At 44.2% G+C, this 23,990-nt stretch carries 24 protein-coding genes; 18 read left to right on the top strand and 6 right to left on the bottom strand.

Translation table 11 applies throughout. The annotated features are described in order from the left end of the window. The first annotated feature begins 451 nt into the window (after positions 1-451). The 4 genes from MHO32_RS23560 (at position 452) to MHO32_RS23545 (ending at position 4,150) form a co-directional block, all read left to right on the top strand. A complete protein-coding gene (locus tag MHO32_RS23560) occupies positions 452-1,783 on the top strand; it encodes a metal-dependent hydrolase family protein (protein WP_239214444.1) in 1,332 nt (443 codons plus the stop codon). Positions 1,784-1,861: 78 nt separating this feature from the next. Beyond that, on the top strand, positions 1,862-2,494 hold the full coding sequence (locus MHO32_RS23555) for a DUF3299 domain-containing protein (RefSeq protein ID WP_005446901.1): 633 nt from the start codon (positions 1,862-1,864) through the stop codon (positions 2,492-2,494). Between the two features lie 111 nt (positions 2,495-2,605). Continuing rightward, positions 2,606-3,832: a carbohydrate porin gene (locus MHO32_RS23550; protein WP_188014728.1), complete on the top strand. Its 1,227-nt coding sequence runs from the start codon at positions 2,606-2,608 to the stop codon at positions 3,830-3,832. Positions 3,833-3,931: 99 nt separating this feature from the next. Continuing rightward, positions 3,932-4,150, top strand: a complete 219-nt coding sequence (locus MHO32_RS23545) for a DUF6500 family protein (RefSeq protein WP_017189071.1) — start codon at positions 3,932-3,934, stop codon at positions 4,148-4,150. 60 nt (positions 4,151-4,210) lie between these two features. Here the strand turns inward: MHO32_RS23545 and MHO32_RS23540 are convergent, their stop codons facing one another. Next, a complete protein-coding gene (locus MHO32_RS23540; RefSeq protein WP_239214441.1) occupies positions 4,211-5,914 on the bottom strand; it encodes an FAD-dependent oxidoreductase in 1,704 nt (567 codons plus the stop codon). A gap of 151 nt (positions 5,915-6,065) precedes the next feature. On the opposite strand from MHO32_RS23540, the gene MHO32_RS23535 reads away from it, so the two are divergent. From MHO32_RS23535 to MHO32_RS23525, 3 genes are read left to right on the top strand one after another with little or no spacing between them, the layout of a single operon-like run. Next, complete coding sequence (locus MHO32_RS23535; protein WP_009700376.1) at positions 6,066-6,359, top strand: ArsR/SmtB family transcription factor; 294 nt, start codon at positions 6,066-6,068, stop codon at positions 6,357-6,359. Positions 6,360-6,385: 26 nt separating this feature from the next. Then, entirely contained in the window at positions 6,386-6,787 is a 402-nt protein-coding gene (locus MHO32_RS23530) for a YeeE/YedE family protein (protein ID WP_239214429.1), read from the top strand. A 14-nt stretch (positions 6,788-6,801) separates the two neighbouring features. Then, positions 6,802-7,242, top strand: a complete 441-nt coding sequence (locus MHO32_RS23525) for a YeeE/YedE family protein (RefSeq protein ID WP_239214426.1) — start codon at positions 6,802-6,804, stop codon at positions 7,240-7,242. 36 nt (positions 7,243-7,278) lie between these two features. Here MHO32_RS23525 and MHO32_RS23520 read toward each other — a convergent pair whose 3' ends face one another. Next, the gene (locus tag MHO32_RS23520) at positions 7,279-8,142 is read right to left on the bottom strand and encodes an endonuclease/exonuclease/phosphatase family protein (RefSeq protein WP_188014731.1); all 864 of its coding nucleotides are present in this window, start codon (positions 8,140-8,142) and stop codon (positions 7,279-7,281) included. Between the two features lie 308 nt (positions 8,143-8,450). Here MHO32_RS23520 and nrdD point away from each other — a divergent pair, with 308 nt between their 5' ends. Both nrdD and nrdG read left to right on the top strand, forming a co-directional pair. Next, on the top strand, positions 8,451-10,571 hold the full coding sequence (nrdD, locus tag MHO32_RS23515; RefSeq protein ID WP_005427114.1) for an anaerobic ribonucleoside-triphosphate reductase: 2,121 nt from the start codon (positions 8,451-8,453) through the stop codon (positions 10,569-10,571). A gap of 85 nt (positions 10,572-10,656) precedes the next feature. Next, a complete protein-coding gene (gene nrdG / locus MHO32_RS23510; RefSeq protein ID WP_005435220.1) occupies positions 10,657-11,127 on the top strand; it encodes an anaerobic ribonucleoside-triphosphate reductase-activating protein in 471 nt (156 codons plus the stop codon). 146 nt (positions 11,128-11,273) lie between these two features. Here the strand turns inward: nrdG and MHO32_RS23505 are convergent, their stop codons facing one another. Further along, entirely contained in the window at positions 11,274-12,659 is a 1,386-nt protein-coding gene (locus MHO32_RS23505) for an MATE family efflux transporter (protein ID WP_239214423.1), read from the bottom strand. A 155-nt stretch (positions 12,660-12,814) separates the two neighbouring features. On the opposite strand from MHO32_RS23505, the gene MHO32_RS23500 reads away from it, so the two are divergent. The 3 genes from MHO32_RS23500 to MHO32_RS23490 all read left to right on the top strand — a co-directional run bounded on the left by MHO32_RS23500 (position 12,815) and on the right by MHO32_RS23490 (position 15,705). Continuing rightward, positions 12,815-13,672, top strand: coding sequence for an AraC family transcriptional regulator (locus MHO32_RS23500; protein WP_009696622.1), 858 nt, complete (start codon positions 12,815-12,817; stop codon positions 13,670-13,672). A 155-nt stretch (positions 13,673-13,827) separates the two neighbouring features. Continuing rightward, positions 13,828-15,015: an amino acid aminotransferase gene (locus MHO32_RS23495; protein WP_050934896.1), complete on the top strand. Its 1,188-nt coding sequence runs from the start codon at positions 13,828-13,830 to the stop codon at positions 15,013-15,015. Between the two features lie 12 nt (positions 15,016-15,027). Then, positions 15,028-15,705 carry a putative ATP-dependent zinc protease gene (locus MHO32_RS23490; protein WP_005446888.1) on the top strand — a complete coding sequence of 226 codons (678 nt, stop codon included), beginning with the start codon at positions 15,028-15,030 and terminating at the stop codon, positions 15,703-15,705. A 108-nt stretch (positions 15,706-15,813) separates the two neighbouring features. Here the strand turns inward: MHO32_RS23490 and MHO32_RS23485 are convergent, their stop codons facing one another. Together MHO32_RS23485 and MHO32_RS23480 are read right to left on the bottom strand one after the other, a co-directional pair. Continuing rightward, positions 15,814-16,350 (bottom strand): hypothetical protein, encoded by a 537-nt coding sequence (locus MHO32_RS23485; RefSeq protein ID WP_005446887.1) that lies wholly within the window; start codon positions 16,348-16,350, stop codon positions 15,814-15,816. Positions 16,351-16,512: 162 nt separating this feature from the next. Next, positions 16,513-16,884: a YgiW/YdeI family stress tolerance OB fold protein gene (locus MHO32_RS23480; RefSeq protein WP_005427087.1), complete on the bottom strand. Its 372-nt coding sequence runs from the start codon at positions 16,882-16,884 to the stop codon at positions 16,513-16,515. 164 nt (positions 16,885-17,048) lie between these two features. Between MHO32_RS23480 and MHO32_RS23475 the strand changes: the two genes are divergently transcribed. From MHO32_RS23475 to modC, 4 genes are all read left to right on the top strand, one after another. Continuing rightward, positions 17,049-18,500 carry a cobyric acid synthase gene (locus MHO32_RS23475; RefSeq protein WP_239214420.1) on the top strand — a complete coding sequence of 484 codons (1,452 nt, stop codon included), beginning with the start codon at positions 17,049-17,051 and terminating at the stop codon, positions 18,498-18,500. 90 nt (positions 18,501-18,590) lie between these two features. After that, positions 18,591-19,343, top strand: a complete 753-nt coding sequence (modA, locus tag MHO32_RS23470; RefSeq protein ID WP_009696663.1) for a molybdate ABC transporter substrate-binding protein — start codon at positions 18,591-18,593, stop codon at positions 19,341-19,343. Positions 19,344-19,355: 12 nt separating this feature from the next. Next, complete coding sequence (modB, locus tag MHO32_RS23465) at positions 19,356-20,045, top strand: molybdate ABC transporter permease subunit (protein WP_239214417.1); 690 nt, start codon at positions 19,356-19,358, stop codon at positions 20,043-20,045. Then, entirely contained in the window at positions 20,042-21,148 is a 1,107-nt protein-coding gene (modC, locus tag MHO32_RS23460) for a molybdenum ABC transporter ATP-binding protein ModC (protein ID WP_038898946.1), read from the top strand. Before modB ends, modC begins: the two co-directional genes overlap by 4 nt. Before the next feature lie 63 nt (positions 21,149-21,211). Here modC and MHO32_RS23455 read toward each other — a convergent pair whose 3' ends face one another. Next, positions 21,212-21,649 (bottom strand): DUF3069 domain-containing protein, encoded by a 438-nt coding sequence (locus tag MHO32_RS23455; protein ID WP_005446880.1) that lies wholly within the window; start codon positions 21,647-21,649, stop codon positions 21,212-21,214. 244 nt (positions 21,650-21,893) lie between these two features. Between MHO32_RS23455 and MHO32_RS23450 the strand changes: the two genes are divergently transcribed. Both MHO32_RS23450 and MHO32_RS23445 read left to right on the top strand, forming a co-directional pair. Beyond that, on the top strand, positions 21,894-22,853 hold the full coding sequence (locus MHO32_RS23450; RefSeq protein WP_005446879.1) for a diguanylate cyclase: 960 nt from the start codon (positions 21,894-21,896) through the stop codon (positions 22,851-22,853). 14 nt (positions 22,854-22,867) lie between these two features. Next, complete coding sequence (locus tag MHO32_RS23445) at positions 22,868-23,845, top strand: Solitary outer membrane autotransporter beta-barrel domain (protein ID WP_239214398.1); 978 nt, start codon at positions 22,868-22,870, stop codon at positions 23,843-23,845. The last annotated feature ends 145 nt before the right edge of the window (positions 23,846-23,990 follow it).

Genomic DNA, 23,990 nt, shown 5'->3' with positions numbered 1-23,990 from the left:
TAAGTAAAATTGACTCAACAAAGAGTAAAACGCTTTTAGCCGAACCCTTTGGGCAGCGTTTGTAGGTGCTTTCTACTGCGTTATCGGCTTATCAGGTAGAATAACTACATTAAAGCCTCTGCCTTGCATAAAACACCTACAAACTGCTGCAAAAATCATTACGAAAGGTCAACAGACCCTGACACATAAAACCTCTGAATGATCGGAGGTTTTCGTCTCAACTCACATTTCTATAACAATATCCGCATGTTGTCGTGTAAAGGCAATTAAACCGCCTTGAAAGTCGTCATTATGACTTCTATGTTTTAACGTAAGTCGTCTGTTTCATATTTATTTTTATCTGATCAGTTGTTTTTGGTGATCACTGAAATAGATGCCCTCATAACGCCACTGTTTAAACAGGGAGGTTATAGGAAATGGACCCCAACTATCCAAAAACATAGGTGTAATAATGACAATTTCTAAGAAGAACCTTTCTTTTGTTGCGCTATCTTGTGCATTTGCCTTAAACGCGAATGCAGCATCGACACTGTTTACTAACGTTGATGTTTTCAATGGCACGGATGAGAAGCTACTGCAAAACCAGAACGTATTGGTTGTCGATAACTTAATCAAAGAGATTTCGGCTAAACCGATAAAAACCAACAAGCAAACCACAACGATTAATGGCGAAGGCTTAACCATGATCCCTGGCTTGATCGACATGCATTCCCACATGTGTATTCAAGAAGGCATGTTGGTTGGTAGAGATGGTTACGATCAAATGGCAATGGGGGCTCGTGCTCACGTTTCCATGATGCAGTACCTCGACCAAGGCTTTACCACAGCTCGTGACGCTGGCTGTAACATTCTTGGTATGGCAAAAGCCATCAACAATGGTTTGTTAGAAGGCCCACGACTATTCCCAGCGGGCGGTTTCTTGAGTCAAACCGGCGGTCACGCAGATACCGGCAGCTTCAATGATGTGCCAGGACGCGTTGACGATCTCGAACGCCACGGGTTTGGCTATATCGTTGATGGTGAAACAGAGGCTCGTCGAGCTGCGCGTCAGAACCTACGTTCGGGGGCAACTCAAATCAAGATCATGGCTGGCGGCGGTGTCGCAAGTGAGTTTGACCCAATCCATATGACGCAATTCTCCAAAGAAGAAATGGAAGCGATCGTGGGTGTAGCGGAAGATTATGGCACTTATGTCATGGCTCACGCTTATCATGATCGTTCGGTTAACCGTGCCATTGATGCAGGCGTGAAAGTTATCGAGCATAACTTCCTTAGCTCTGAGGAAACCATCAAAAAAATGAAAGAGAAGGGCGTGGCACTTTCTGCGCAAGCGGTGATGTCTCTCGAAGCCTTTGCAGAACCAGAAAAGATCACCTTCTTCAGTCCAGATCAAAAAGCCAAAGCGACCAAAGTAAACGAAGGCGCAAAACAGATGTTTGAGTGGGCGCGTAAATACGATCTGTTGATTGTGACTGGCGGTGATATGTTTGGCCCGGCTTACAATACACGCCAAGCAGACAATATGGTTTGGATGGAGAAAGTCGGATTTACACCATATGAGATCATGAAGATGGGCACATCGAATGCCGCAGAAGTACTAAGCTGGTCGGGTGGCATGAATCCATATAAATACGGAAAACTCGGCGTTGTAGAGCCGGGCGCTTACGCTGATGTAGTGCTGGTGGATGGGAATCCTCTGCAAGACATCACAATTCTTAACGATTACCAAGATAAATTCAAAGTAATTATGAAAGACGGCAAGATCCACAAGAATACCTTGTAGTAAACTCTTTCGACTATTTGGGGACGCTACTGTCCCCAAATTTTTCTCTAAAAGACAAAGAACTATTCAAGGGAACGTATGAAGAAGTACCTATTGGCTGGCTTAGTTTTGCTGGCTTCATCAAATGTATCCGCCGATCAATTAAGCTGGGAGCAATTGTTGCCAGTGGATGTCCCTCAGATTGAAGACCCATTTGTAAAACTCACAGACCAACAACTTTTTGAACTTGGTTCTCTTGCAAGATACCGTGATGCTCAAAATCTTAATGAGCAACAGAAACAAACCATGAAGGAATTAGAAGACAGCTTAAAAGCTGACGACTTAGACATTGAATGGTTGTTCAAAAAGCGCGAAGAGATTACTCAGCATCGTCGTATGTTGGCATCAATGCCAAACACAACACTTACTGAAGATACTTATGAAATTCCTGGCTTTGTAACGCCGGTAGAATTTAATAATGACGTTGTCACAAAATTTTTCCTTGTTCCAACTATGGGCGCTTGCATCCATACACCACCGCCACCTGCAAACCAGATTGTTTTGGTCGATTATCCGAAAGGTTTGAAACTGACTTCTCTTTACGAGCCAATTTGGGTGAAAGGGGATCTGCATGTGAAAAAGACTAAGGCGGATGTTTCATACTCTGACGGAGCTTCGAACGTAGAAACCATCTACCAGATGGACGAGGTTTCAATTCGACCTTATCGATAAGAGTACACCACCGAAAATACAAAAAGCAGTGAGCTGTCGCTTAATGGCAATTTTCAAAACGCTGAATCATTAAACTCTTTTTCTAGAAATCAATTTAATGAGAAACCAGACATGAAAGTAACTGTTCCAAAGCTTAGTTTTATCGCTCTTTCACTTGTAATGGCGTCATCGATTAACGCGGCGAACTTTGGTAGCCCTGATACGGTTGATAATACCATTGCTGAAAATGCTCGTGAAAAACGCACTTGGCGAGAGTCACTAGCGGAAGATCATAACTTAACGTTTGGTTTGGATTACCAAGCGCTTGGCTTAACGGCGTCTGACCCGCAAAGTGGCGGTGAAGATACCGCAAGTGCTGGTGTTGCTCGTTTTTATGGTAGCTGGAATCTGGTTGGTCTTGAGTCTGGAAATACGGGCGGATTGGTTTGGAAAGTCGAACACCGCCATGCTTATAGTGATTTGTCACCAAAAGAGTTTAGCTTCATCGGCAATGGGCTAGGTTATGCAGGCATGATTGGTCCTGCGTACAGTGATCAAGGTGCTCGCCTAACTAACCTATATTGGAAACAAAAGCTCAATGGTGGCAAAACCTCGTTCATGGTGGGTTTCTTAGATACCACTGACTATGTTGATACATATGCTTTATCCAGTCCGTGGACCGGATTCAGTAACCTTGCATTCAGCACTGGTGGAGGCTCAATTGGTCTACCGGATGATGGGATTCTCGGCTTAGCTGTCGGCCACATGCTGACTGATAACTTCTATATGGTTGCAGGTGTGGCCGATGGTAAAGGGCGTTCAGATGAACCATTTGATGGCTTTGATACCTTATTCAACGATCATAAGCTGTTTACAACGTTTGAACTGGGTTGGACGGCGTCACAAGATCAAATCTATACCGATAATGTTCATTTAACCGCTTGGCATTTGGATGGCGACACGCAACATAACCTGACGAATAAGGACAGCGGGCAGGGTATTAACTTTTCAGCAAGCTACTTTGCTACAGAGCAATTAATGCCATTTGTTCGTGGTGGCTTCTCGGAAGGCGATGTGGCACTTTATGATCGCTCCCTAACGGTGGGGATTGGTTACTTTGGTTTAGGTAAACCAACCAACAACCTAGGCTTCGCGGTTAACTGGAGCCATGTTAACGATAACCTAGAGCACGCTTATGGTGTGGATGACTCTGAACAGTTCACTGCCGAGCTATACTACAACATGCAGTTGAACGACTACATTCAAATCACACCGGATATTCAGTACATCAAAGACCCAGCATTTTCGAACAAAAGCAGCACTTGGGTATTAGGTCTTCGTGCGAGAATATTCATCTAGATGATTATGTTTATTTGCCTTACCAAGAATAACTGTATATAAATACAGTTATTCTTGTTTTGGGTTAATTTTGCTATCGCAAAGAGAAAGGGAAAGGCAATGAACATCGCGTTAAGAGACAAAATCATTCAGGTGTGTAAGAAGAAAATAGAGCAGAAAGGCGACAATGTTGGTGTGTCCTTTTATGCCTTTTTCGCTAATAAGAATGACAACCCTGAGTTACTGATGGAAGCGGCGACTTGGTGGATTCAAATTCATCAACTCGATCACTTCGAAAAAGCGACCAAGATTATTCAATTAGTCGAATCTGAAATGTAGAAAGGGGCACATAATGTGCCCCTTTTTTCAGCCCTAAACTTAGATATTTATAATCAGAGATTAAGCTCTTGCGAACTTATAGGTACGGTAACCACCAAGTAGGTTACGTGCTTTAAATCCTGAATTGACCAGTTGACGATAAGCGACGTTACCGCGCAAGCCGACCTGACAGTAAATCACGATCTCTTTGTCTTTCGGCAGTTCATTCATACGTTGGCGAAGTTGGTCGACAGGAATATTGATCGCGCCTTCAATGAAACCTACGGATTCCAATTCTCCCGGATTACGAACATCAAGCAGCACTTGATCTTCTGACAGGTTGTCGATTTCATCAAAATGAATCGCTGTTGCGTCACCTTTCATGATGTTGTTCGCAACGAACGCCGCTTGGTTAATCACATCTTTCGCTGAACCATACGGTGGCGCGTAAGTGAGTTCAAGGTGTTGTAGTTGTTCTACTGTCATACCAGCACGCTGAGCGACTGCCATTACGTCGATACGTTTATCAACGCCATCTTTACCTACTGCTTGCGCACCTAAAATCTTTCCGGTTGCTGGATCAAACAACATTTTGAACGACACAGTTTCTGCGCCAGGGTAGTAACTCGCGTGGCTGGCTGTGTGAACATACACTTTTTCATAAGTGATGTTGTCATGTTTTAGCTGTTTCTCGTTTTTACCAGTAGAAGCGACGGCTAAATCAAAGATCTTGCAGATCGCCGTGCCTTGCGTACCTTGGTAAGTTTCTTGGCGACCAAGCATGTTGTCTGCTGCCATACGACCTTGACGGTTTGCTGGTCCCGCCAACGGAACAAGGGTTTGTTCGCCAGTGACAAAGTCTTTCTCTTCAACCGCATCACCAACGGCATAGATAGAAGGATCGCTGGTCTGCATGTATTCGTTGGTGTAAATACCGCCTAGTGCACCAATTTGAAGACCGGCTTCTTGCGCGAGTTTTGTTTCAGGGCGTACACCAATTGCCATGATCAGGATATCGGTATCAAGCTGGTCACCATTGTTTAGAGACAGCGTCAGTTTTCCTTGAAGGTGTTGGTGTGTGTCATCTTCACCCGCTTCTATGTTAGCGACAGATTGGTTCGCCACAAATTCAACAGAAGATAGAGCAACGCCTAAGCGCAGGTCGACGCCTTTCTCTCGGATTTCTGCATGAGCAAAACCGGCCATTTCTCGGTCAACGGGCGTCATCACTTGATCCGCCATTTCAACCAATGTGGTTTTTACGCCAAGCTGGTGGAAGGCTTCCATCATTTCCAAACCGATGAAACCACCACCAACGACCGTAGCGTGTTCCACTTTGTTGGTTTCGATCGTCTTAATGATGCGATCCATATCTGGAATATTGCGCAGCGAGTGCGTTAATGGATTATCAATACCCGGAATAGGCGGCACAACTGGACCTGCACCAGGGCTCAGTAGAAGGAAGTCGTAGCTCTCTTGGTATTCTGAACCATCAAGCAGGTTCTTAACCGTAACCGTTTTATCTTGGCGGTTAATTGAAACCACTTCGTTCATCACACGAACATCAACATTGAAACGCGCTAAAAAGCTTTCAGGCGTTTGAAGAAGCAGTTTGCTTCGTTCTTGGATATCGCCACCAATGTGGTACGGCAAGCCACAGTTTGCAAATGACACAAATGGACCGCGTTCAAACATAATGATTTCTGCGTCTTCACTAAGACGACGAGCGCGTGCTGCTGCAGATGCGCCGCCAGCAACACCACCAATAATCACGATTTTGCTCATGGATTTCTCCTACTGAATGATCGAAAACGCCTACACCTTACTTAAATAATTTAGCCATGTCTAATGTTAATTCAACTACATTAGCATTGACTTAATAATATTAATTAGTAATATCTAATAAAACTTAACGTATTGATGAAGAGGCATAAGAATGGGCGACAGTATGCTACAAAGTGCGACCGAAGCGAGTGAGCTACTTAAAATAATGGCTCATCCAGAGCGCTTAATCGTGATGTGCAAGCTTATTGAAGGTGAAAAAGGGGTCGGTGAACTGTTTGAGGGCTCAACATTAAGCCAATCTGCCTTTTCACAACATCTCACCGTATTGAGAAAACACGACATCATCAAAGCTCGAAAGGTTTCTCAGCAGGTGTTCTATTCGATTTCTGATGAAAGAGTTGGTCCGCTGATCGAGGCGTTTAACCAAGTTTTCTGTAAGCAGTAATTCAAAACTTTATACGGGTGGTTGTTATGTTTGAAGTTCCTTGGATGTCGCTTTTGGGCGGCGTAATGGTTGGCGTATCAGCGGTAACATTGATGCTCTTCACTGGTAAGACAGCGGGAATCAGTGGGATATTAAATGGCGCTGTTGAGAATACAGATCGCGTTTGGCGAATTGTGTTCTTAATTGCGATGGCATTAGGCGGTGTGTTTGCTGTTTATGCCCTTGGCGGACACGTACCAAATGAGTACAGCGGTTCTCTTGGTTTGGTTGTCGTTGCTGGTTTGCTTGTCGGAGTCGGTACACGTATCGGCAACGGTTGTACAAGTGGTCATGGTATTTGTGGAATGGGGCGTTTCTCTATCCGTTCTGTAGTCGCAACGTGTACTTTTATGGCAACCGCCATGTTAACCGTCTTACTAGTCTCGTAAGGAATAGTGTCGTTATGAAAACTCAGGTAATGAAAAGTATTAAGCAAATTTCTATCGTTGCATTTTCTGGTGCGCTCTTCGGTATTGGTATGGTGATTTCCGGTATGGCTGATCCGGCAAAAGTGATCGGCTTCCTCGATATTACCGGAGCGTGGGACCCAAGCTTAGCCTTCGTTATGGGCGGAGCACTTGCGGTGTTCGTTCCTGCTTATCTTTTATTAATAAAGCCAAGAAGCGAATCTGTGTTTGGTGATGAGATTGTCTGTCCAACTTCTAAAGCGATAGACAAAAAGTTAGTTGGCGGTGCAGCACTGTTTGGTATTGGGTGGGGCTTACTCGGTGTGTGTCCTGGACCTGCGGTTGCCAGCCTTTTTACTGGCAACACACAAGTTCTGCTATTTATTGCGGCAATGTTGGTTGGGTCATTCACCGCTAAAACAATAGTTAGTCGATAAAGAGCGAATTTCAATGCTAAAAAGAGTTTTTCAACGTTAAAATGAGAGCGTAGTAGAAACTGGGCAATGGTCACTCAGCTTATAGTCGAGCACATCTTGTGTTTTAAAAACGGTTTGAACACCTGACGACGCCTTTAAATCACCACTCAGTATGATGTGATCGATCACAGAGCGGAATTGGTGGGTTTTATTCGGATTACGATTAGAACGCACTTTACATTCCGCTTTGGTATTTTTGGTCACTAGCTTTGCATTGGTACTGTCCGATAGCACGTCCCATAACCAATCTCCTCGATAACCCAAATTGTGGTTAAAGTCGCCAAGCACCACATATTGTTGTTTGTTGTCCTCGCGCGCTTTTATCCATTTGGCTAGTGCCTGTCCTTGTTGTTTCACGATCTTACAATCGCGATTATTGCGATACGCACCACTGCATCCCGCTTTTAGATGCACAGAGAGTAGGTGAGTCTCGTTGTCTTGGTTTGGATTCAAGACAAGGTAGCTGGCGAAGCGGAGCTTGCTGTTGCCTCGTGTGATAGAAAAGTCTGGTTTGTCCAACACGCTCATACCATTACGTACCGCAAAACCGGTGTATTGATTGGTGTCATTGAACTGAAGGTGTCGGTTGGAGGCGTTTGAACGATCGGACAGATAAATAGTGAAATCATTGCCAACGGCTTTTTGGATTGCGGCGACACTTTCGACTTCTTGAAAAGCGAGAATATCGACTTGTGTTTTATCCACATAGTGGGTCAGTTTTTCAAAATCTTGTGGTGTTCTAGACACTTTTCCACCATCTATAGATAGCCATTCAATATTCCAGCTGGTTAATTTGACGGAATTTTGAGCAAATGAAAGAGAACTAAAAAGTAATATTACCGTAACAAAAAGTGATCGCATTTTGGTCTATCGCACTCCTATAATTTAGCGCATTCCTTTCCATCCTTTATCCTATAAGACCTCGAAAAAAAGCAAGTGGATTTCGCTCCAATTTTGCAATTTTCACAGTTTTCTTCGCAAGTGAGATCAACGCCAATAAGATCGATTTGTTCTTGTTCGCTACCCATTTTTTATTGATCAAAATCAATGTTTTCAATTGGTGCTTCTCGTTAAATACGCCACAATATATTGTGTCAGCAGAATAAAAAATAACCCCATATAGTGTGTTTGTGGATAACTCTGTGAGTATGCTGGGGTAAGGAGAAAAAGTGAAACCAATCGTAATCAAGCGTGACGGCTCAAGAGCTCCGTTCAACAGGGATCGTATACAAGCAGCAGTAGAAGCTGCAGCGGAAAACAAAGACAAAGATGTCGCCATTTATGCACTAAATGTTGCTCTGGCAGTTGAGTTACAGCTTCAGGATCACGATGAAGTTCACATCCATGAGATTCAAGACTTAGTCGAAAATGAACTCATGCAAGGTCCTTACAAAGCCCTAGCACGTTCTTACATCGAATACCGCCACGATCGCGACATCGCTCGTGAAAAGCAAAGTGCACTAACTCGCGAAATCGAAGGTCTGATTGAAGAAAGCAACCTAGACCTAATCAACGAGAACGCGAACAAAGACGGCAAAGTGATTCCTACTCAACGTGACTTGTTGGCTGGTATCGTTGCGAAACACTACGCGAAGACACACATCCTTCCTCGCGATGTGGTTCAAGCACACGAAGTGGGTGACATTCACTACCACGATTTGGATTACGCTCCGTTCTTCCCAATGTTTAACTGTATGCTTATCGATCTTAAAGGCATGCTAACGCACGGCTTTAAAATGGGTAACGCTGAGATTGATACTCCTAAATCAATCTCGACCGCAACAGCAGTAACAGCACAGATCATTGCTCAAGTAGCGAGCCACATTTACGGCGGTACAACCATCAACCGTATTGATGAAGTTCTAGAACCGTACGTAATCACAAGCTACGAGAAACACCTAGAGATCGCAAAAGAGTGGAACATTGCTGAGCCAGAAGAGTTCGCAAAAGCGCGCACAGAGAAAGAGTGTTACGACGCGTTCCAATCTCTAGAATACGAAGTAAACACGCTGCACACGGCGAACGGTCAAACACCATTCGTTACGTTCGGTTTTGGTCTTGGTACAAGCTGGGCATCACGCCTTATCCAGAAGTCTATTCTGAAAAACCGTATTGCAGGTCTAGGTAAGAACCGTAAAACAGCGGTATTCCCTAAACTTGTATTCGGCATCAAAGATGGCTTGAACCACAAATCAGAAGATCCAAACTACGACATTAAGCAACTTGCGCTTGAGTGTGCGTCTAAGCGTATGTACCCAGACATTCTTAACTACGACAAAGTAGTGGAAGTAACGGGTTCATTCAAAACACCGATGGGCTGTCGTAGCTTCCTTGGTACTTACGAAGAAAACGGCGAGCTGATCCACGAAGGTCGTAACAACCTTGGCGTAGTAAGCTTGAACCTTCCTCGTATCGCTATTCGTGCAAACGGCAGTGAAGAGAAATTCTACGAGCTTCTAAACGATCGCTTACGTCTTGCTCGTAAAGCACTAGAAACACGTATCTCTCGTCTAGAAAACGTGAAAGCACGTGTTGCTCCGATCCTTTACATGGAAGGTGCGTGTGGTGTTCGCCTGAAAGCAGACGACTCAATCGCAGATATCTTCAAGAACGGTCGTGCGTCTATTTCTCTTGGTTACATCGGTGTACACGAGACAATTAACGCGCTATTCGGTACAGAAGCGCACGTTTATGATGACGCTGTTCTACGTGAAAAAGCAGTAGCAATCATCAAGCACCTGAAAGACACAGTAAACGGTTGGGCGGAAGATACCGGTTACGGTTTCAGCCTATACGCAACGCCGAGTGAAAACCTATGTAGCCGTTTCTGCCGCATCGACGCGAAAGAGTTCGGCGTCATTGAAGGCGTAACAGACAAAGGTTACTACACCAACAGCTTCCACCTAGATGTTGAGAAGAAGGTGAACCCATACGACAAGATCGACTTTGAGATGCCTTACCCAGAAATCTCAAGCGGCGGCTTTATCTGTTACGGTGAGTTCCCGAACATGCAACGTAACGTTGAAGCACTAGAAAACGTATGGGACTACAGTTACACCCGCGTACCTTACTACGGTACAAACACGCCAATTGATGAGTGTTACGAGTGTGGCTACAACGGTGAGTTTGACTGTACAAGTAAAGGCTTCACTTGTCCAAGCTGTGGCAACCACGATTCAACCAAAGTGTCAGTGACACGCCGTGTTTGTGGCTACCTAGGCAGCCCAGATGCGCGTCCGTTTAACTTCGGTAAGCAAGAAGAAGTGAAGCGTCGAGTTAAGCATCTGTAAGGTTCACTTAAGCTCAAACCTAATAATGAAAATCAACCTGTCGTAGGTTGATTTTCTTTTCTAGCCAGCAAAACAAGGCACGATTATGAACTACCACCAATACTATCCAATCGACGTTGTTAACGGACCAGGTACACGCTGCACGCTGTTTGTGTCGGGCTGTGTACACCAGTGCCGCGGCTGTTATAACCAGTCGACGCAACGCTTGGATTCTGGTGTGTTTTTCACGCAAGAAGCGGAAGACAAAATCATTGCAGACCTAAACGACACACGCATCAAACGTCGTGGTTTATCTCTGTCTGGTGGTGATCCTTTGCATCCAGCGAACGTGCCGCACATTCTTAAGCTTGTAAAACGAGTAAGAGAAGAGTGCCCAGGCAAAGATATTTGGGTTTGGACAGGTTACACGCTTGAAGAGCTAGACGATGCGCAGCGCGAAGTGACGCAATACATCGACACATTAATCGATGGCAAATACGAGCAAGATAAACGAGACCTCAACCTAGAATGGCGAGGCAGCTCGAATCAAATTATCCATCGATTTACTGAGCTTTAAGCGTTCCAACTCAAGAAAAGCCAACATAAAAAGGGCACATTCGGATATTTCGAATGTGCCCTTTTGGTGTGAGTTCTTTTTAAGCTTTGATTGATGAAGTCGTTCTGTTTTGAGCTCAACTCAACAACTATAGCATAACGATCCAGTTACGCTGTCACACTAGTGTCATCATCAACCATGTTATTAATCCATCGCTTAGACTGAATTCGGTGAGTCGTTAGAATGCCTTTTACTAATTCTTCGACCAGTAGGGACATCAACACCCAATGCAGTGGTAAACCTAACACCATCCCAGTGTAGTAGGTAAGCGGTATACCAATCGCCCATTGACCAAACGTGTCGATGAAAATGCTATAGCAAATATCAGCGCCACTCTTTAATACGCCTCCGATACCAACCATATTAAACACGCGCAGTATCATGCCTAATGCGAGTACCAAACATACATTTAACGCCATTTGCTTGTCAGTAAGCGGGCTCATCTCCAGCAAGTTCAAAATCAATGGTGAACATGCCCAAACAACTAAGAATAATATCGTTGCGAGTACTGCACTGGTAAACACATACCACCAAGCGGTTTTCTCTACACGGTCATATTCTTGAGCACCAATGTCATTACCCAGAAGTACAGAGGCTGCGACAGCAAATCCCATAAAGGTTGAAATCAATACGCCTTCAATTGGTGATAGGAACGAGATAATTGCCAGTTCGGTTACGCCCAACTGACCATAAATGATGCTGTAGATAATCAAACCGCCAGTCCACAACGCATCGTGGATCAGCATTGGCATAGAAACTTTGAAATATTTGTTTCGGTACTTCTTTACTGTGCCTTCAAGCCAATCTGAGTGAGTAGGAAGCAGATGTGAATATCGGCGACAAAAGAAGTAAACCAGCACCGCAGTTTGGAAAAAGCGTGAGATAAAAGTACCGACTGCAGCCCCAAATACACCCCATTGCGGAAAACCGAGTAAGCCAAAGATCAAAACCGCATTAAGAAAAACGTTCACGATGATAGCGGCAATACTGACGTAAGTCGGCATCTTTGCCTCACCGACGGATCTCAAAACCGACTCAATAGGAACGACAACTGCAGTGCCTATCAAACTCAAACCTGTGACGACTAAGTATTCTCTCGCATAGCCAACATACTCAGGATCGTCCGCCATAAAAGAGACGATTTCTTTGTCATAAACCACATACAGCCAGATGAATGGCAAAGTCACTACCAGCGAAATAAACCAAGATTGCGCTAACGTTCTGCGTATGCCAGAGAGGTTTCCAGAGCCATAATATTGAGAGGCTAAAACCGTTACTGCACCACACAACCCAAACACCACGGCGAGATTAAAGAAAAAGATTCGGTTACCAACGCCAACCGCGGCTGTTGCAGATTCACCTAACTGACTCACCATAAAAATATCGATGGCACCGAGTAACGAAAACAGCATGGATTGCAGTGACACAGGTACACCGATCGCAATCAGTTTTTTCCAAAATGCTTTGTCTATGTATTGACGTGTTAAGAGCATCGCATTTCTCCTCTAAGAACAATGCGAGTAGTTTATCCGTATGATTTGGCGGTGTATTTTTCAAAGACATCCAAAAGTTTTGTCAAACTATCCAGTCTTTATCGATGCTTTGATAAAACGCGTTTGCCTTGAGTGCATTTATGAGTTGTCGTCCCATGGAAGAAAAACAAGAACGTTACACCATTTCAGAAAAGACCTATCAAGAGTTCATCGACCACACTCGCGTGCTTGCTCTTGAAGAAAGAGGCATCGTCCAATGTGGAATTGCTACTTGTCGAGAGTTCTTTTCCGTTTATCGCAAAAACCAGAAGAAACACATGTTGTTGTACACGGTTCGTGGCAAAGGCTGGTTAGAGAGCGGAGCCTGTCGTTATGAACTGGAGCCCGGATCGTTGGTGATCGTGCCAGCAGGTATTGAAAATGGCTTTGGAATGGAAGACGAAACGTGGCAAATCGCATGGGTGTTTCTCTCACAAGACAAAGAATGGTCGATGGTGAATGATGAGATTGAGTATCAACTTACACCAGCACCAGAAGTGATGTATTTCTGTATTCAGACTCTATTGCGAAGTATCAACCTACCTATCGATTACGGCGGTGAAGTCGGTGCACACAGTGTTGCCCAGTTAGAACTCATGCTGAATATGCCACACTCAGATTCTATATCACGCAACCAGTTAAAGTTGCGCCGCGTATTCGATTTGGTTCAGAGACAACTCCATAAAGAATGGACGGTAGAACAACTTGCAGCCCTGTACCCATGTTCTGAACCCCACTTGCATCGTTTGACCCAGCAACAGTTTGGGCGAAGCCCAATGGCACACTTAACTCGTATGAGAATGGAGTATGCCGCGCGTTTGTTGCGCTCAACAGAGTGGTCAATTCAGCACATCGGTGAAATAGTAGGGTACCCAACAGGCGCAAACTTCAGTACACGATTTAAAGCTTGGTCCAACATGACTCCGCGCGAATTTAGGAAAAACGGTAAGCTAGATTCGAACTTCAATGAGTGAATCGTTCTTTTTGTGACCGATTGAGTTCATAAAATTCCGCAGTCACCAGAATTTTGTACTCTAATTGGCGAAATGAGTAAAAAATCATTTCGCCATTGTTAGCGAAAGTGTTACCGTGAGGTTCGATACTTGAATTTCAAAGGGTTATGACTTTCATGTTTTCTAATCTACCAACTCCCGTATTAGATCCCATTTTGTCTCTTTCCGTCGCATACCGCGGCGATGAACGTCCAAACAAGGTTGACCTTGGTATTGGCGTATACAAAAACAGCGCTGGTGAAACGCCAATCATGAAAGCCATTCAAATGGCACAAGAAGTGGTTGTCGAAAACCAGAAGACTAAGTCTTACGTTGGCCTTGCTGGCTGTGAAGAATTCAACCAAAGCATGATCGATCTACTTCTGACGGGTACGTCAGCAACAGATCGTGTGGCAGCGATTCAAACGCCCGGTGCAAGCGGTGCGTTGCGTATGCTGGGTGACCTAATGAAGGTTGCACAACCAGATACGACGGTTTGGATTTCAAACCCAAGCTACGTAAACCACAAGCCAGTGATGGAAGCGGCTGGACTTAAGGTGAAGTTCTACCATTACTTCTCGCCAGAAACGAAACAAGTTGATACAGCGAAAATGCTAGAAGACCTCTCTAAAGCAGGTCCTTCTGATGTCGTGCTTCTGCATGGCTGTTGCCACAACCCAACGGGTGCAGATATTGATTTTTCTGCGTGGCAATCAATTACAGAGCTTTCGCAAAAGAACGGTTTTACCCCATTTGTGGATATTGCTTACCAAGGCTTTGGTGACGGTCTAGAGGAAGACGCAAAAGGTCTCCGCTTTATGGCTGACAACGTAGAAGAAATGCTGATCACAACCTCATGTTCTAAGAACTTTGGTTTGTACCGTGAACGTACTGGTGCTGCGATTGTGATCGGTAAAAATACGCAAGACGTGGCGAATGCAAAAGGTAAGCTTCTGACGTTAGCACGTTCAACTTACACTATGCCGCCAGATCACGGTGCAGCATTGGTGAAAACCATTCTTCAAGATGCCAACCTTACTTCAGTTTGGAAACAAGAATTGAACGAAATGCAGCAACGCTTGCTGAATCTTCGTCAAACTTTGTGTAACGAATTGAGAAACAACCATAATACAGATCAATTTGATTTCATCGAGAGCCACAAAGGCATGTTTACTGTGCTAGGCTTTAGTGAAAACCAAATGGCGCAACTGCGTGAAGATTATGGCATTTATGGTGTCGGTGATGGTCGTATTAACATCGCTGGTTTGACCGAAACTCATATTCCTTACGTTGCTGACGCGATCCAAAAAGTATCTCAACGTTAATTGGGAGAGTTAATGAAGAACTGGAAACTGATTCTGCCGCTAATGATGAGCGGCGGTCTTATTGCTTGTACATCTACACCGACAACCACTGAGCCTGCTGAGCCAGAAACGCCAGTTGTGGAGCAACCGGTAGAGAAGCCGGACGTAAAACCTGAAATCGAGCCAAAACCTGAGGTGAAACCGGAGCAAAAACCGGAAACAAAACCTGAGAAAAAGCCGGAGCCAAAACCAGAAAAGCCAGCTAAGGTTCAAAAAACGCCTGATGGCATGCTGGTCCTTGGTGCAGAAGAATGGGTTTACGTACCAGCGATTGACCGCACATTTAAAGCTCGCATTGATACAGGAGCAACAACGTCTTCTATCAGCGCAACCGAAGTGGTTCCGTTCGAGCGTGATGGTAAAGATTGGGTTCAGTTCAAAATCGATATCAATGGTAAAGCAAGTAAAGAATTTAAACTTCCAGTAGAGCGTTGGGCAAAGATACGTCAGTCTTCTTCGGAAGATGTTGATAAACGTCCAGTTGTTGTTGCTTACATCCAGGTAGGCGACCTAAAAGAGCAAACCGAGTTTACTCTAACAGAGCGTGGACATATGAAGTTTCCGATGCTCTTAGGACGTAGCTTTTTCCGAGATGTCGCTGTTGTGGATGTATCAAAAAAATACGTTCAAAACAAACCAAGCGGTAAGTAGTTCATCGTTTGGAAACTGAAACAAAAAAAAGCCTCTCAACTTAGAGGCTTTTTTTAATTTTTTCAATAAGTTAACCGAGTTTTAGTTCGCTTGGTTAACCTGTAGAAGTTAGTAAGCGAAACGCGCTGACAACACAAGTTGTTGACCGTAAGTACCGTTATCTTTCAAATCAGCACCTAAAGATAACTGTTGGGTCGAATGGAATCTTGCACCAAGGTTGTAGATCGTTTTTGAATCGTCATTATCGATTAATTGGCCAATTCGTCCGTGCAATTCGATGTTCTGCATAAACCAAACGCGAGTACCGATGTTAACTTCGGTCTTCCATTCGTCACCGACAAGATCACCACTGTCTTTTTTAATGTTGTGAACCAGCATTTGACCATAGATATCAGCAAACTGACCTGCCGGACCATTAAAGCCAATACCACCGGCGATGTCCCAGTCACCACTGAACTCACTGTCTGCGCGTCCAATAAAATGCGTGTTTTCTGTAAAGTATGTTGTGACTTCGCCGCCAAACGTGCCTGGGCTTGTACCCATGCGGAATTCCATCATGTTGTAATTGAAATTGTTAGCGTGTGCGGCAAGTGGCAAAACAGCGCACAAACCAAAGGTTGCTACCTTTAGAGCTTTACCTAGCATGGGTGTCTCCGGCAAAAAATAATACGAACGAAAAAAAGGTCTGCAAAATGCAGACCAAGATTTACAAAATATCATTATAGGTGTTTCCCGTCACCCTATGCACTAGGACAAAGTGCGCATGATCAATGTTTTATTGCCCAAATTGGCGTTGAAAGGGCAGAACTACATCACAACTAAATGTTCGACTTCGATTTCCGGTTTGCTTCCGCCTTCAAACTCACCGAATAGACGTACTTTTGTGGTTTGGTCAATAGGAGTTGTTAGTCGAATATCATCATCCAATTCAACCATGATTTCGCCAGAGCCATCGCTGAAGATAAATTGGTCAGCACGAGTTTGACGTAGTAGATTGCCTTCTACGACAACGTCTTTCTCTGTAAACATGCTTGAGTCTTTGATCAACGCATCCACCTTTTCTACCGTTACAGGTCCATTAAATTGGATGCTTGATTGACCGTGGTTGTGGTCTTTAGCCATTGCAACAGTAGGAGCGATAGCAAGTGCAGCGATAGTAGCGATTACAGTATTTTTCATAATTTGGTTTCTCTATATAGGTGTTCGTTTTTGATGGTGCTATTAAAACAAACCGTATTTGAACCATTACTGATTCGAACATTCATATTCGATTCATTTTCTTGAGTCCGATACTGAGATAACGTTATGATTGTTCACCTTCTTTTTTCTCTTATTAAACGTTCATGAAATCACCAATCCCTTCATTAATGGTACAAGGCACGACTTCTGATGCCGGAAAAAGCGTCCTTGTGGCAGGTTTATGCCGTGTACTAGCCCGTAGAGGGATAAAGGTTGCCCCATTCAAGCCGCAGAACATGGCCTTAAATAGTGCAGTAACCAAAGATGGTGGGGAGATTGGGCGTGCTCAAGCAGTGCAAGCGCAAGCGTGTAATGTCGAACCAACCGTTCACATGAACCCAGTGCTAATCAAACCGAACAGCGATACAGGTGCACAGATCATCTTACAAGGTAAAGCTTTGTCGAACATGGATGCTGTCGGATTTCATGATTACAAAAAAGTGGCAATGGGAGCCGTATTGGACTCATTTTCAAAACTGGTGGATGAATACGAATCCGTCATGATTGAAGGAGCAGGCAGTCCGGCAGAGATTAACTTAAGAGCAAATGACATCGCCAACATGGGCTTCGCAGAAGAAGCCGACGTACCCGTTATTATTATCGCGGATATCGACCGTGGTGGTGTGTTTGCCCATCTGTATGGGACGCTAGCGTTACTATCCAAATCTGAACAAGCTCGCGTCAAAGGCTTTGTGATTAATCGCTTCCGTGGCGACATCAGCTTACTTGAATCTGGTCTTGATTGGCTAGAAGAGAAAACGGGCAAGCCTGTACTGGGTGTATTGCCGTATCTTCACGGGCTAAACCTCGAAGCAGAAGATGCCATTACGGCACAGCAAGAGTTGTCTTCACAAGTGAAACTCAATATTGTGGTACCAGTATTAACCCGCATTAGTAATCACACCGATTTTGATGTGTTGCGTCTTAATCCAGACATTAACCTTCGCTACGTTGGCAAGGGCGAAAAGATCGACAAAGCCGACCTCGTGATCTTGCCGGGTACTAAGTCAGTTCGAGACGATTTGGATTATCTACGTAGCCAAGGCTGGGATAAAGACATTCAACGTCACATCCGTCTGGGTGGCAAAGTCATTGGCATTTGTGGTGGTTACCAGATGCTTGGCAACGTAATTGACGACCCAAATGGCGTAGAGGGTCAGCCTGGTCGTAGTGAAGGTCTTGGTTTGTTAGACATCACTACAACTCTAACCGACAGTAAACAGTTAACGCATACACAAGCGCAGCTTTGCCTAAACGGTAAGACAGCAGACGTGAAAGGCTATGAGATTCACGTTGGTCGAACTGAAGTTAAGAGCGCTCAACCTCTCAAGTTAAATTCTGGGGAGGCAGAAGGATCGCTGAGTGAATGTGGCCAAATTATGGGAACTTACCTACACGGGTTCTTCGATGAGGCAGACGTGTTGAGCTTGGTTTCAGAGTGGGTAAACGGCACTCAAATCAAACAACAAGACTTTGAAGAGTTAAAAGAACAGGGCATTAATCGCATTGCGGATGCGATAGAACAACATATGAATCTTGACTTTCTGTTCAAATAAAACCAGTTTTTAACTGTTTGAAGCACAAATAAAAGTGGACAGATAGCTCCACAGTTTCAACTTCTGCCTGCCTAGAACCGGAGTGTTTTTATGAAAGCATGGAAAATACATGCTTGCCTAGTGGCAATATTGAGCGTTTCATCAGCAGCAAACGCAGCAACTGAATTAAAAGTCTACGCAGCTTCGTCAATGACCAACGCGGTCAACGATATTGCACAACAATTCGAGACAAAGTATGACGTAACGGTCACGCCTGTTTATGGGGGGTCTTCGTCTATCGCTCGCCAGATTTTAAACGGCGCACCTGCAGATATTTTTATCTCGGCAAACACTAAGTGGATGGATTACTTAGTAAAATCAAAAGCAGTGAAAAATGACAGTGTCACTAATTTAGTGCGAAATAGCCTAGTTTTGATTGCACCAAAAGCCTCAACAATCGAGCCTTTTGATTTTTCAGATGCAAATGCATGGAACCAAGCATTAGAAGGTAATCGTCTCGCTTTAGGTAACCCTGTATCTGTTCCTGCTGGTATGTACGCGAAAGAATCGCTCACCAACCTTGGTGTTTGGAAGAAACTAGAACGCCAAATTGCACCTGCAAAGAACGTTCGTTTAGCTTTAGCGCTTGTTGAACGTGGCGAAGCCCCATTGGGCGTGGTGTATAAGACGGACGCACTTTTAACAGATAAAGTAAAAGTGGTGGGCGAGTTTGCAAATGACACTCACGCGGACATCATTTACCCAGCAGCGATTGTTAAAGACTCTACGCAATCCGAGCAATTCTTCGAATATTTGAAATCGGACGATGCTAAAAAAGTGTTTGCACAATACGGTTTTCAATAAAAAGGGCACAGAGTGACAGAACTTGAATACCAAGCCTTAATACTGAGCCTTAAAGTTGGAGCATATGCTGTCCTATGGTTGATTCCTTTGGGAATTGCTCTTGCTTGGTTACTTTCACGAAAAGAGTTTATCGGGAAGTCTATTCTAGACAGCTTGATCCATCTGCCATTGGTTTTACCGCCAGTGGTAATTGGTTATCTATTGCTGATCTCGCTTGGTCGTCAAGGCTTTTGGGGGAATTGGCTATATGAACATTTTGGTTTGGTATTTAGCTTCAACTGGAAGGGAGCGGTGATTGCTTGTGTTGTTGTAGCTCTACCTTTGATGGTGCGTTCCGTCCGTCTGAGTTTAGATAATGTTGACCCGAAACTTGAGCATGCCGCATCGACGTTAGGCGCATCACCTTTGAAGGTGTTTTTTACGATCACATTGCCTTTAACCATTCCTGGAATTATTACCGGAACGATGTTGTCTTTTGCCCGTAGCCTTGGTGAATTTGGTGCCACAATCAGCTTTGTTTCTAACATACCAGGCGAAACCCAAACCATTCCTTTGGCGATGTACAACTTCATAGAAACGCCAGGAGCAGAGATAGAAGCTGCTCGTTTGTGCGTTATTTCCATTGCTTTAGCACTGTCGACCTTAATGATCTCTGAATGGTTAAATCGTAAAGCGGCTTCACGTCTGGGAGCTAAGCGATGAGTATCAAAATTCAATTTAAACAATTACTTGGCGAAACTGACTTTGACATTGATTTGACGTTACCGGGTAACGGAATAAGTGCCTTATTTGGTCGCTCAGGAGCAGGAAAAACAACGTTAATCAATGTGATTAGCGGATTGGTCACACCCCAACAAGGCAAAGTGTCCATTGGGGAACATGTTCTTTTCGATAGCGATGTTGGCATTAATTTACCCACGCATAAACGCAGAATCGGTTATGTCTTCCAAGACTCGCGTTTATTCCCGCATTACTCTGTGAAAGGCAATTTACTCTACGGTGTCGTGGAAAAAGATGAAGATTATTTTGATAAGGTGACAGAACTGCTCGCTATTAAGCCGCTACTGAAACGCTTTCCAATCTCTTTATCCGGTGGTGAAAAGCAACGTGTCGCTATTGCAAGAGCGCTTCTTTCCAAGCCTAATCTACTTTTGATGGATGAACCTTTGGCGTCTCTAGATATGCCGCGTAAGCGTGAAGTAATGCCATTTTTGGAAGAGCTGTCTGAGCAAGTCAATATTCCAATCGTATACGTTACGCATAGCTTGCAAGAAATCTTACGTTTAGCGCAGCACCTGTCGATTCTAGACAAGGGGCGAATCATGATGTCTGGCAAGTTAGAAGATGTGTGGGCTTCTCATGCCATGCGCCCTTGGCAGTCGTTCTCAGACCACAGTAGTTTGTTTGAAGGAAAGATCGCAACGCATCATGATAAGTACGCATTGACGTGTGTAAAACTCGCGCCATGTGCTTGTTTGTGGGTTCAAAAGGTGGATGGTGAACCTAATACGCCAATTCGTCTTCAAGTACGTGCGAACGATGTTTCTATTGCATTAGAGAAGCCTGTTGGCACCTCTATTCGTAACGTCTTAGCCGCAACAGTCGCTTCCATAGAAGAGCTGAATACAGGTGAAGACAAGCAAAGTATTACCGTTTCGCTCAAACTAGATGAAGAGTGCCATTTGTGGGCAACGATTACGCCATGGGCATTGGATGATTTGAACCTAAAAGTCGGCGATGCCGTCTACGCTCAGATAAAAGGCGTAAGTGTTACACAACGAGATATTGCGTTAGCTCATCACTGATTACCAGAACCTCAAATACACAAAAGGCCGCAGATGCGGCCTTTATTTTGAAGAGTTTCGGAATTACTTCACGAATACTTCTTTGAATTCACGTTTAAGAAGAGGATCGCGACGTGCTTTCTTAAGTTGCTTAACCATGTCTTTCACGCAGTTGTGTAGAACATTGTCTAGCAGTTGAGCACGGTAGTCTTCTTTGTCTTCATCTGTCATGTTTTCTGGCAGATTTAGTGTCGGGAATTCTTCCATTACATTTAGGCCAGCAAAAGCTTGACCAACAGATACTAGAGCGTGGAATTGCTCGAAGTTGTCCAGAATGTTTTGTGCACTCGCTGGCATTTCATCCCAAGATGCACGAACAGCTTCTTCAGACACTTCATGGATAGAGGTAACCATCTCGAACATTTGCTCAGGAACTTCGTCAAACTCGATAACTTTGCGCAGTTCTGGAGAAATAGTTTCTAGATCGATTTTTTTACTTTCGTTGTTAGTTGCTTCTGACATGGTAAGTCCTGTTAGTACATAAGTGCGCACATTACTTTTAGTGCATAGTGTAACCAGATTACAGTGGCTCTCGTTACAAAAGGCGGGAATATTAATACCAAATGCATCAAATAGCTACCATAAGAACTATTTGATTACGTGACCGTTCAACAAAAAAATATAGCACTAAATTTGTCGCGTAATGCAACAAGTCTGTGAGTATGATATATGTTTAATAAAGACTGATAAAAGAATGGAACGCGCTATGCAACCGACAGGGACATCGATGCGCATTCTGTTAGTTGATGATGTTCAACTAGACCGAATGCAGTTGGCTATCCGATTAAAACAACAAGGTCATATAGTTAAAGCCGTTGGAAGCGGGCTAGAAGCACTCAATACCTATGAAAGCTTCGACCCAGAGCTCGTATTGCTCGACATTGCGATGCCCGACATGAATGGCTTCGAAGTGTCGCTTCATATCAGAGAAACCTTCCCGGATTGGATTCCTATTATCTTCTTAAGTAGTCATGAAGAGCCAGAAATGATCGCGAAAGCGATAGAGGCGGGTGGTGATGACTATTTGATAAAGCCGGTCGACAAATTGGTGCTCAATTCCAAACTTATGGCAATGCAGCGTATTGCCCACATGCGTCGTGAATTGAAGCAAGCAACAGCGCAACTTGAAGAAATGAATTCACGTCTGCAGCAACAGGCGAACGAAGATGGTTTAACAAAGTTGTATAATCGACGCTATATCGATCATAAACTTGAAACCATGATCGCGTGGCATGGTCGCCATCATATGCCGATGGCGTTAATTCTTCTCGATGTAGACTTCTTTAAGCCATTTAATGACAACTACGGTCATATAGAAGGGGATCGATGCTTACAAGCAATCGCAAACCAACTCAAAGCGACATTCTGCCGTTCAGGAGAATATGTAGGTCGTTACGGCGGTGAAGAGTTTGTCATTTTACTGAACAGTACAGACGCCCAGACCGCAGAAAGAGAGGCGGAGCGAATCCAAGAAGCGATGTACTTCTTAGATTACCCACATGCATACTCTAGCGTTGCAAATAGAGTGACAGTGTCACAGGGTGTGTTTGCCTTTCAGCCAACAGGTAAGGATAATGTCGCTGAATTATATGCGACTGCAGATAGAGCACTTTACACATCAAAGTCGCTAGGTCGCAATACGTATACTGTAGTAAATGCAAGTTAAATCAATACGATAGAATGAGACACACGCTAGTGACATTGTCACTTATTTCGACTATTACTTTTGCAAATTCAGCGCAAGTACAGCAAACCTTACAAAAAGAGTTTGAGCGTAATTTCGCAATTGGCATCGTCTTATCCGATAGTGATGTGTTTACGTTAGGATTTCACGATTTTGACCCAAACAAATACCTAAATATCGACAATGAGGATATTGGTACCCAAGATTCGATTGATTTGAGAAAACAGGTCGCAATTTCGACGCTACCTTATCACCTTTCACTGACTGACAACGAACAAACGAAGGCTCGATACAACTTAAAAGGCAGGTTGTACGCACTCAGTATTGATCAAGATGTCACGGTAAACGATGATAAAAGACCTGACCGAAACAAAGAATTGATTCTTGGCGCGTACAATGAACTCCAACGTCAAGACACTCTCTCTGAACACCTCACGCTAAGCACCGCAGCAGGTGCTCATTTTATGTATTATCGCAACGACTATGATTACCGTAGCGATGCTCTCGATAACTTGAAGCCCTATCTAGAGGGCATATACCTCAATACCGATGCGTGGGCATTGGTTGGTGAAGTTAATGCTGAGCTCAAATACTTAGAAAATGAAAAGTGGGGGAAATGGTATGTTTGGTCTTCGCCGCATTATTTTTACGGTGCCGGCTGGGGCGAAGGTAATAATGGCGATGTGGGTAACCCTGAGGGCTGGTACTGGGTCAATGGCGTAAAGCTTTTCTATGATTTTACTAAGGTGGGTCGCACGGTTCAGTCTGTTTATACAAGCTTTAATCGAGTAGATGTAGGTGGCGATACCAGTAAACCGATGAATACTTCACACTATTATGAAGCAAGCGTCGGCTGGTTGATGACACCGCCATTCAAATCCGATTGGATTGACAATGTCGGACTAGGTCTGACGATAAACTACGGCAGCGCACTCAAAGGTGGCAGTTTGGTTTTGTTCTTTAATCAAGAGTAGAGTCAGTGTATCTCTCGCGGTTGAATTTTGTTCGGATGAGGGACGCCTATACCCAAGTAACCTCGAGATGCTAGGTTCAGCGAGACTGACTTGGTTTGTAGACGCGGCGGCGATTTAAAGGTTTAGTGGGTCTAAATCAAGAATC

This window comes from Vibrio sp. MMH1-50 (assembly GCF_022347645.1).
GTDB classification, from domain to species: domain Bacteria; phylum Pseudomonadota; class Gammaproteobacteria; order Enterobacterales; family Vibrionaceae; genus Vibrio; species Vibrio harveyi.
Note: the sequence above shows the minus strand (reverse complement) of the source record. Positions and strands in the feature narration are given on the sequence as shown.